This is a genomic window from Pseudomonadota bacterium, from assembly GCA_018823285.1.
In the GTDB taxonomy this organism is placed as follows: domain Bacteria; phylum Desulfobacterota; class Desulfobulbia; order Desulfobulbales; family JAGXFP01; genus JAHJIQ01.
In genome coordinates this window covers 21,067-30,533 of the sequence record JAHJIQ010000067.1, presented here as the reverse complement: position 1 = coordinate 30,533, position 9,467 = coordinate 21,067, and the positions used below count along the sequence as shown (strand labels likewise).

Genomic DNA, 9,467 nt, shown 5'->3' with positions numbered 1-9,467 from the left:
TGTCCGGAATGTCACAAAAAAGAAATGGTAAAACTCGAAGAATTCAAACGAAAAAAATCCGGCCTTCTTCAAGGGTGAGGAGTAGGATTTTATTCAGATCCTGACCAGCTCCACCTTCCCCCAGGCGCCAAGTTCTTCACCCATCACGATCACCACCCCGATGATTCCGGGAATGGCTGCCGCAATTTCGAGAGCCCGGCTGATATCAGCTGAACTCCCGACCGCATTGCCGAGCCTGGTGGCCACCGCGTCGGCCAGAGCGGTTGAACCGGAAAGAACAGTGACCGAATCCGCCCGGCCAAAACTTAACGAATGCCCCACCGTTCCCGACGAGGTGCAGATGCCAAGCGGCATCTCGGCCGCCGCGATCTTCAGGCCGATCCGCCCGCTCAGCGGAGACTCCCCGGCAAAGATGGCCACGGTGGTGTCCTTCGTCCGCCGGAGAAAGATATCTCCACCGTTTTCCACCATCACCTCGTCAATGGTGTCAAGACCGAGAAGATGAATCCCGACCCGCTCCGAGATCACCCCGGCCACCGCCGCCATCGGTCCGACCCCGGCCGCTTTTCCGGCGGCAAGCATCTCGCGGACAATGGGCGGCGCCAGAGGGTCTGCCGGCAGCGGCACCAGCGAACCGAGAAAAGAATGATTCGCCGCGATATAGTTTTCCAGCTGGTTGCGCAAACCGATCACCTGATGCTCCGCCTCTTTCTGCACATCACGGGTGGCAAAGATCTGCAGATCGGTCTCCCGGACCTTCACTTCGAATGACGCGAGATCACCGGTATCCAGCTCACGCCGATAGTTTCTTTCCCGGTAGGAATCCGGCTTCTTTTTTCGCTTGCCGCCCATAATTTCTGCAGTATTGTTTGCTGACGTTATAATAAAATCAACTTTCTGACTTGTCTTATGCTATTGGATTGATGTCATAAAATGGTTCAGATCCATAGTGGCATTCCATGCTGAGAATTCAGAAGCCAGAGGCCAGGAGCCAGAATGACTGATTTTTTCACCCTTCGGGTATAAGTCTCGATGTCTCGCAGGCTCGCTTATCGGTAAGAGCAGACAAGCTGCTCAACTCAGCTTTAAGCTTTTCTCCTGGCTTCAGACTTCTGACTTCTGGCTTCTGGTGGAACATAGGCTCGAACAAATCGCCATAACCCTTTTATATCTGAAGATTAGCCAAGCTCAGAAAGTTGATTCATAAACTTACCGGGAGAAGTATTCTGTTTCTTAATTGATCCCGATTTTCGAGGCAAGCACTCTCAGTCAAACAAGGACCGCTCTTGTCACTCTCATCCGAAAAACTGCTCATCTTCACCCGCTACCCGACTGCCGGAAGCACCAAGACCAGGCTGATCGAAAGTCTCGGCGGGGAAGGCGCCGCAGACCTGCAGCGCCGGATGAGTGAAAGGACCGTTGCCGTAGCAAGAACTCTACCCGCCGACCTTGAAGTCAGATACTTTGGCGGCAGCCGGGAACAGGTGTCCTCCTGGCTGGGAGACGCCATCAGGATTCAGGATCAGGGCGAGGGTGATCTTGGCGTAAAGATGGCCCGCGCCTTTGCCGAGAGTTTTGCCGAAGGATATCAGCGGGTCATCATTATCGGCGCCGACTGCCCTTCCCTGACCGCAGCGATTCTCAGCGAAGGCTTCACCGAACTGAAAGACCGGCAAATGGTTTTAGGTCCGGCGGAAGACGGCGGGTATTATCTGCTCGGCCTCACCCGTTCCTGTCCGGCCCTCTTTGAAGACCAGCCGTGGGGGACTTCCGGAGTTTTGGACAACACCCTGGCCGTGGCCGACAAACTCGGCCTTGAATATCGCCTTCTGGAAAAACTGCATGACATTGACCGGCCGGAGGATCTTGCCCGGATGCCGATAGCGGAAAATACCGGCCACCGGATTTCGATTATTATTCCAACCCTGAACGAGGAAGAAAATCTCGCTGCAACCCTGAAACATCTTTCCTCTGAACCAGAGATTGAGATCATTGTCGCCGACGGCGGCAGTCACGACAAAACACCGATGATTGCCGAAAGTTTTGGCGTGAAAGTGGTCCACGCTCCTTTCGGGCGAGGTGTCCAGCAAAACGCCGGAGCCGCAGCCGCCACCGGCGACATCCTGCTTTTTCTCCATGCCGACACTCTTCTCCCCCGTCATTTCGCCTCTTCGCTCCGAAGCTGCCTGGTCGAACCGGGAGTTGTTGCCGGGGCCTTCAGCCTGGCCATCGACCTCAAAGGTTCTGCGCTACGGCTCATTGAAAAGGGGGCGAACTTCAGGTCACGGTTCCTGCAGATGCCCTACGGCGATCAGGCCATTTTCCTCAGAAAAGAGACCTTTACAAAGGCCGGAGGGTTCCCGGAAATCGGGATCATGGAAGATTTCGCCCTGGTCAAAAAACTCAGGCGTTTTGGGAAGATCGAAATACTGGAACAGAAAGCGACCACTTCGGGGAGACGCTGGCGGGAGAAAGGGATTCTCAAGACCACCCTGATCAATCAGGTCATGGTCATTGCTTATCTGCTGGGGGCTCCCCCGACTTCCCTGGCAAGCTGGTACCGGATGGCATCGAGAGCCCGTTCCTGATCAGTGGTTATCCTTCTGCTGTTGGCGGCGTAGAGATTGGCCACCCCTTCCTCAATGGCGGGTATCGCCGGCTCGCTCGGCTGAAAACGATCGCGTAGACTCCGGTCCATGATAAAAGACCGGACCAGCTTTGAACTGTCTTCGAGGAACGGATAGAAATAAGATCTCTTCAGAAATGACGCGGAGTTGGCGAAGGTCCCGGCCACCAGCATGAAAAGCAGTGTGGTGATAAACACCCCCTTGCCGATCCCGAAAAGTCCGCCGATAAACCGGTCGAAACCGCCCAGCATGGAAATGGTGACGACTTTTTTCAGACCCAGCCCCAGGAGCATGACCAGCAGATAGACAACCGCAAAGATGAGGGAGTAGGTTACCAGAAAGCTGACCTGTGGTATGGTGATGAAGTTGTCGAGGAGACCTGAAAACAGGTGATAATAGCGGCCGGCAGCCCAGAAACCGAAGATCAGGGCGACAATAAACGCGGCCTGGCGAATAAAGCCTGTCCAGATTCCCCTGACGGTGAGCAGAGAAATTATCGAGATAACTGCAATATCGATGGAACCCATTGAGATCATTAAAAAACTTATTAAATTATATTTCAAGACATTTCAAGGGCAAAAAGCCATTATTTTATAATAATTATAATAAGATAAAGCATATTTTATGACTTCCGCCCCAATTCAAGGCCTCCCGCTGCCCCTGTCGCCATCTGAACTTGGCACGATTATCGGCCTGAAATCCACGCCATTCGTGACTTTGGTGAGTCTTTCCGACCTCCAGCACCAGCTTGGGGACAAGACCCTTGACCCGGCTCTCTTCCTGACCGAAACCGAACTGGAAAAATACCGTTCTTATTCTTATCCGAAACGCCGGGTTGAATGGCTTGGCGGGCGGATCGCCGTAAAACGGGCCGCCATCGAGCTGTTAAATGATCGACAGGCATCGGACTATCTCGACTGGCAGATCACCCCCGACCCGGATGGCCGGCCATTCCTGACCCGAGTGGACGACCATGTAAAACCGGCAGTCGAAATCTCCCTCTCCCACAGCCACGAACTCAGCGTTGGCCTTGCCGTTTTCGAGGTCCCCTGCGGCATCGACATCCAGAAGACCTCTCCTGCGGTCATCCGGGTCCGGGAAAAATTCTGTACCGGGCGCGAGAAAACAATCTGTGAGACTTTGGCTGTAAACAATGAAGAGATGCAACTGACCCTTCTCTGGTCTGCCAAAGAGGCGCTTCGCAAGGCGCGTGGCGGGAGTCCCCTGACCGGTTTTCTGGAGATGGAACTTGTTTCGCTTGCAAATCCAGAGGTCGACTGCTGGACATTTTCCTTCAGAATTCGCAAAACCGCCGACCAACCAATACACCGGGTGGCAGTCTTTATTTATCAGGATTACGGTTGCTCTGTTGCTCTGGGATGATAGAATAGCCTGAAGCACGGAAAGCACAATTCACCATCATCAACGGAATACGAACAAAACGCCAGACATGTCATTCCGGCATGTTTTTAGCCGGAATCCAGAAATCGGCCTTGCGTCCTCCTGATGCCTGATCGGATAAACGCAGGAACGAGAGTGGGATCATCCGGTTATTTCTCAAATTTGCCCCGGCAGCGCCGGGTGGGACGCTGATCATCATTGAAGCGTCCAGGATACTGGATTCCGGGTCAAGCCCGGAATGACGAGCATGCAGACTGAAATTGAGCGAAAGTCAGATTCAAATATGGGAAAGCAAACATGGAAATAATTAACATACTCTCCACCATCTCCCTGTTCAACGGCCTCACCGAAGAGCAGCTCCAGGACCTGGCGATGATCATCACCGACCAGAATTTCAAAAAAGGCACCACCATTTTCGCCGAAGGAGATGAGGGGACCGGTTTTTATATCCTGATCAGCGGCCAGGTCAAAATCTACAAGCTGTCGGTCGAGGGCAAGGAGCAGATTCTTCACATCTTCGGCCCCGGCGAACCGTTTGCCGAAGCAGCGGTTTTTACCGGCAAATCCTTCCCCGCCTTCGCCGATACCTTGAAAGACAGCCGGGTGATCTTCATTCCCCGAAAATCCTTTATCAAACTGATTGAAGACAATCCTTCCGTGGCCATGAATATGCTGGGGACCCTGTCTCTGCGACTGAAAAAATTCGCCGGGATGATCGAGGCGCTGTCGCTCAAGGAAGTGCCGGGCCGGCTCGCCTCCCATCTTCTGCTGCTAAGCGGCAACCAGAACGCCACCACGGTCAGCCTGACCATCGGCAAGGCCCAGCTGGCAAGCCTTCTCGGCACCATCCCGGAAACCCTCTCCCGGATTTTCAAGAAGATGAGTGAAAGCGGCTATATCGAATCGAAAGGTTCACAGATCACGCTTCTCGATCCTGAAGGGCTTGAGGCGCTCGCTTCCGGCGAAGTGAGATTGTAGAATATTTGATTTGACACCGGACATTCCTGCCATGTATTAAGAGTCATTGCCCATATGGTTTTGTAGAGTCATTCCGGTTGTGATATTGTCAGTACAAGCACCCTCGGATCGGTCAACAAACAAAGAGGAGACGCAGCGTGGCACAACTTTTTGCAGACTTCAACGGCCTGGAGATATTCTTCCTCGCCTGCGCCATCATCGGCGGGTTCTTCGTGGTCCTGAAACTGATCATGCAGTTCGTCGGCGGGGATGCCGACGCCGGGGCAGGCACGGACACCGATCTCGGCATCGACCCCCAGCATGTGGATTCCGACATAGGCTTCCGGCTCATCTCGATGCACGGGCTTTCCGCGTTTTTCATGATGTTCGGCCTGGTCGGGCTCGCCTTCTACCGCCAGAGCCAGGCCGGGGTGATCGTCTCGATGATCGGCGCGGTGGCCGCCGGCCTCGCCTCGGTCTGGGTCATCGGCAAACTCTTCCAGGGGGCGGCCAACCTGCAATCGAGCGGCACCCTGAAAACCGCCGACGCGGTCGGCAGCAGCGGGACCGTGTATCTCACCATCCCCGCCGGAGGGACCGGCCGGGTCAGTCTCAATTTTCAGAACCGATTGCGTGAGTTTGACGCAACCGCAACGGACGGAACCGAAATTCCCACCGGCGCCCCGGTGCGGGTGGTCGCCGTGCATGCCAATATTCTTGAAGTGGAAATCATCAAGTAAACCCAAGGAGCTATCATGTTCGATTTCTGGATTCTTCCCATTGCCGCGTTCCTGATTCTGGTTGTTTCAACCATCACCTTCCTGGCCTCCAGGTACAAACGGTGCCCGTCCGACAAGATCCTGGTGGTCTACGGCAAGGTCGGCAAGGGGCAGTCGGCGAACTGCATCCACGGCGGCGGCGCCCTGATCTGGCCGCTGATCCAGGATTACGCTTATATCAGCCTGACCCCGATGACCATCAGCATCCCTTTGCAGAAGGCCCTTTCCCTGCAGAATATCCGGATTAATGTGCCTTCCACATTTACGGTCGGGATCAGCACCGAACCGGAGGTCATGACCTCTGCCGCCGAACGCTTGCTGCACCTGTCGCAGACCGAGATCGAGGAGATGGCCAAAGAGATCATCTTCGGCCAGCTGCGCCTCACCGTCGCCTCCCTGACCATCGAGCAGATCAACCAGGACCGGGAGAGTTTTCTTGACTCGGTCCGCAAGAACGTTTCTCCGGAACTCAACAAGATCGGTCTTTTCCTGATCAACGTCAACATCACCGATATCACCGACGAGTCCGGCTACATCGACTCCATCGGGAAGAAGGCGGCCTCCGAAGCGATCAATCAGGCGAAAGTTGATGTGGCAGAGCAGGAAAAACTGGGCGCCATTGGTGAAGCGGAGGCAACCAAGGTCAAAGAGATCCGGGTGGCAGAAAACGTTGCCGAGGCTCAGAAAGGCAAGAAAAAGGCCGAGGCCGATCAGCGCGTCTTTGTCCAGCAGCAGGAGGCGGAAGCGACCATCGGCGAGGCGGCGGCCGACCGGGAGAAAGAGATCAAGGTTGCCGAGAATGTCGCCGAATCCCAGAAAGGCCAGAAAAGGGCCGAGGCCGACCGGCGGATTGTGGTCCAGCAGCAGGAAGCGCAGGCTGTCGATGGTGAAAACAAGGCGAAAGCGGACATCGCCGATGCCAATGCCGAGCTCGCGGTAAAACAGGCGGCCGCCCTGCAGCGCGGCGAAGTGGCGCGCCGCGAGGCCGAGGTCGAAATCCAGAAAGCGCAGTACAAGGCGGAGCAGGAACGGCTCACCGCCGAAGAGGTTGTCCGCCAGGAAATTAATAAAACAAAGGTTGAGATCGCCGCCGAGGCCGAGGCCGAAAAAACCCGCCGCGAGGCGAAGGGCCAGGCCGACGCGATCCTCCTGAAATACCAGGCCGAAGCCGAGGGTATCCGCAAGGTACTCGAAAGCAAGGCGGCCGGGTATCTCAGCCTGGTACAGGGCTGCAACGGCGACGCCAAGTCCGCCGCCACCCTCTTGATGACCGAAAAAATCGAAAAGATCGTCGAGATGCAGGTCGAGGCGATCCGCAACATCAAGATCGACAAGGTCACCGTCTGGGATTCCGCCGGAGGTGATAAAAACGGCACCGCCACCTCGAACTTTCTCTCCGGCCTGATCAAAAGCCTGCCGCCGCTCCACGACGTGGCCGGCATGGCGGGTATCGATCTCCCCCAGTACCTCGGCGAAATCACCCGGGAAAATCAGAAGCCGGCAAAACCCGCAAAAAAACCGGCCCCGGGGCAGGAATCGTGATTTCTTAACTGAAGGATCAGCCGATGGATCCACATTACCGAGTGGCAATCTTCGGTTCCGCTCGGATCAAGGAAAACGACCGGGCCTATAATGAGGTTTTCGAGATTTCCAAAGGGCTGACCGAAGCCGGTTTTGATATCGTCACCGGCGGCGGCCCGGGGATTATGCAGGCAGCGAACGCAGGGCATCAAAGCGCCGGTTCGGACAACCATTCCATCGGTTTGAACATCAAGCTTCCCTTTGAACAGCAAGACAACAAATATCTCGACATCAAGAAAGACTTCGACCGGTTCAGCGCCCGGCTGGACACCTTCATGTCCTTGTCCGACGCGGTGATCGTCGCCACCGGCGGGATCGGCACCCTCCTTGAACTGTTCTACTCCTGGCAGCTGGTACAGGTCGAGCACATCTGCGAGACCCCGATTATCCTCTACGGCGAGATGTGGGCGGGATTGCTCTCCTGGCTGGAGCAGGAGGTCCTGGCCCGCAACCTTTTCAGCAAACGGGAAATGCACAACATTTTTCACCTCACCACAACCCGGCAGGTTGTCGAGCTGATCAAAAAAATCCACGCCGACCGCGCCCAGATGGAACACGTCTGCGTCAACTACAACAAGTACCGGGTCGAGTTTGCCTGACCCGGATTTCACCATGAAATCCGGCAGGGTTGTCTGCCCCAATTGGCCGGAACAATTTCAGAGGTTAAGGTTATTTGTAACCAGGCGAGGCTGCTAATGGCTTACCCAGCACCGATCGCATCAACAAGATCAAATATTTAAGATTTGCAGTAATCATCATAACTTTGGTGCAAATTATTCTCTATGTCGTTAATCTTCCTGCCTGACAGTCAATCATCTTTTGAATATCTTGCATGTCGTTCATGAACGCATCGTGATCGTTTGTGGAAATAATTTTTCTATCCGATCATATTGATTGACGGTTAAAAATGATCGGATACGATTATATTTATGAAATCAGATCGTCTTGATAAAATCCTCCGGCGGATCGATGAAGGGAAGCGGCTTATCGATAAGTATCGGCCATTGCCGGTCTCTGTCCTGACCAGACTCAAAGGGCAGCTTGTTATTGACTGGACTTATAACTCCAATGCCATCGAGGGTAACACCCTCACCTTGAAAGAGACCAAGCTTGTTCTGGAAGATGGCCTGACCGTCGGCCGGAAATCTTTACGCGAGCATCTGGAGGCCATCAACCATCGGGATGCCATTGCCTATGTGGAAGAGCTGGCTCGGGAAGACGCGAATATCTCGGAACGAAATATTAAGGAAATTCATGCCCTGGTCCTGCGGGAGATCGACCCGAAATACGCCGGCAGGTACCGGGATATCCAGGTCCGGATCAGTGGTTCAGGCCATCTGCCACCCGGGCCATTGCTCATCGAAGAGAAGATGGCGGCTTTCGCTCGAAAATGGCTGACAGATACAGGGAAAACCCACCCGGTAACGCTTGCTGCCATGGCGCATTTCGAACTGGCAGCGATCCACCCCTTTGTCGATGGAAATGGCAGGACCGCACGTCTGCTCATGAATTTGCTTCTCATGAAGAACGGTTATGTCCCGGCGATTATCCTCAAAAATGATCGCAGGAAATACTACGATGCTCTGGAGAAGGCTCACAAGGGTGAGGTGAATGATTTTGTTTTTCTGGTTGCCAGGGCTCTGGAGCGGACCATTTTCCTCTATTTTGAAGCCATTCCCGAACTGACCTCCGGTTTTCTGACCATGGCCCAGGCCGCCGAGATCACACCATACTCACAGGACTATCTGAATATTATGGCCCGACGAGGCGCGATCCCCGCTTTTAAGCTGAAACGAAACTGGTTGGTCGCGAAAGATTCGATCCTGAAATATGTAAAAGATCATCAGAAGTCATAGCGATCCATTCCGGAGAGGCGGACTCTTGCTTGAAAAACGAACCCTGATCTGTGAAGAATTTGTGAGGGGGAAATCCGCTTCATATCCCCACAGATCAAGCCTGTAGATTATGCTGTCATCTTAATTCAGACTAAGCCTGAATCTGGTCAGGCTTTCAGACCAGTGCCTGATCAAACTCCCTACGCCGCCGGGCTGGCCGCTTCCTTCGTAGCGAGGTCGTCAAAATCCATCATCACGTCGGTGATCCTCTTCGGAGTGATGTTTGC

General features: G+C 54.3%; 10 protein-coding genes. 7 read left to right on the top strand and 3 right to left on the bottom strand.

The genetic code is table 11. The annotated features are described in order from the left end of the window. Positions 1 to 93: 93 nt before the first annotated feature. Complete coding sequence (locus KKG35_15325) at positions 94 to 852, bottom strand: UPF0280 family protein (protein MBU1739499.1); 759 nt, start codon at positions 850 to 852, stop codon at positions 94 to 96. 434 nt (positions 853 to 1,286) lie between these two features. Between KKG35_15325 and KKG35_15320 the strand changes: the two genes are divergently transcribed. Beyond that, the gene (locus tag KKG35_15320; protein MBU1739498.1) at positions 1,287 to 2,588 is read left to right on the top strand and encodes a TIGR04283 family arsenosugar biosynthesis glycosyltransferase; all 1,302 of its coding nucleotides are present in this window, start codon (positions 1,287 to 1,289) and stop codon (positions 2,586 to 2,588) included. Here the strand turns inward: KKG35_15320 and KKG35_15315 are convergent. Beyond that, positions 2,519 to 3,154: a CvpA family protein gene (locus KKG35_15315; GenBank protein MBU1739497.1), complete on the bottom strand. Its 636-nt coding sequence runs from the start codon at positions 3,152 to 3,154 to the stop codon at positions 2,519 to 2,521. The genes KKG35_15320 and KKG35_15315 overlap by 70 nt on opposite strands. A gap of 97 nt (positions 3,155 to 3,251) precedes the next feature. Between KKG35_15315 and KKG35_15310 the strand changes: the two genes are divergently transcribed. After that, positions 3,252 to 4,010 carry a 4'-phosphopantetheinyl transferase superfamily protein gene (locus KKG35_15310; protein ID MBU1739496.1) on the top strand — a complete coding sequence of 253 codons (759 nt, stop codon included), beginning with the start codon at positions 3,252 to 3,254 and terminating at the stop codon, positions 4,008 to 4,010. A 70-nt stretch (positions 4,011 to 4,080) separates the two neighbouring features. Here the strand turns inward: KKG35_15310 and KKG35_15305 are convergent, their stop codons facing one another. Next, positions 4,081 to 4,227, bottom strand: coding sequence for a hypothetical protein (locus KKG35_15305; GenBank protein ID MBU1739495.1), 147 nt, complete (start codon positions 4,225 to 4,227; stop codon positions 4,081 to 4,083). A 98-nt stretch (positions 4,228 to 4,325) separates the two neighbouring features. Between KKG35_15305 and KKG35_15300 the strand changes: the two genes are divergently transcribed. The 5 genes from KKG35_15300 to KKG35_15280 all read left to right on the top strand — a co-directional run bounded on the left by KKG35_15300 (position 4,326) and on the right by KKG35_15280 (position 9,201). Then, positions 4,326 to 5,006, top strand: coding sequence for a Crp/Fnr family transcriptional regulator (locus tag KKG35_15300; GenBank protein ID MBU1739494.1), 681 nt, complete (start codon positions 4,326 to 4,328; stop codon positions 5,004 to 5,006). Positions 5,007 to 5,143: 137 nt separating this feature from the next. After that, positions 5,144 to 5,725 carry an NfeD family protein gene (locus KKG35_15295; GenBank protein MBU1739493.1) on the top strand — a complete coding sequence of 194 codons (582 nt, stop codon included), beginning with the start codon at positions 5,144 to 5,146 and terminating at the stop codon, positions 5,723 to 5,725. Between the two features lie 15 nt (positions 5,726 to 5,740). Next, the gene (locus KKG35_15290) at positions 5,741 to 7,306 is read left to right on the top strand and encodes a flotillin family protein (protein ID MBU1739492.1); all 1,566 of its coding nucleotides are present in this window, start codon (positions 5,741 to 5,743) and stop codon (positions 7,304 to 7,306) included. 23 nt (positions 7,307 to 7,329) lie between these two features. Further along, the gene (locus tag KKG35_15285; protein MBU1739491.1) at positions 7,330 to 7,944 is read left to right on the top strand and encodes an LOG family protein; all 615 of its coding nucleotides are present in this window, start codon (positions 7,330 to 7,332) and stop codon (positions 7,942 to 7,944) included. A 354-nt stretch (positions 7,945 to 8,298) separates the two neighbouring features. After that, positions 8,299 to 9,201 carry a Fic family protein gene (locus KKG35_15280; protein MBU1739490.1) on the top strand — a complete coding sequence of 301 codons (903 nt, stop codon included), beginning with the start codon at positions 8,299 to 8,301 and terminating at the stop codon, positions 9,199 to 9,201. The last annotated feature ends 266 nt before the right edge of the window (positions 9,202 to 9,467 follow it).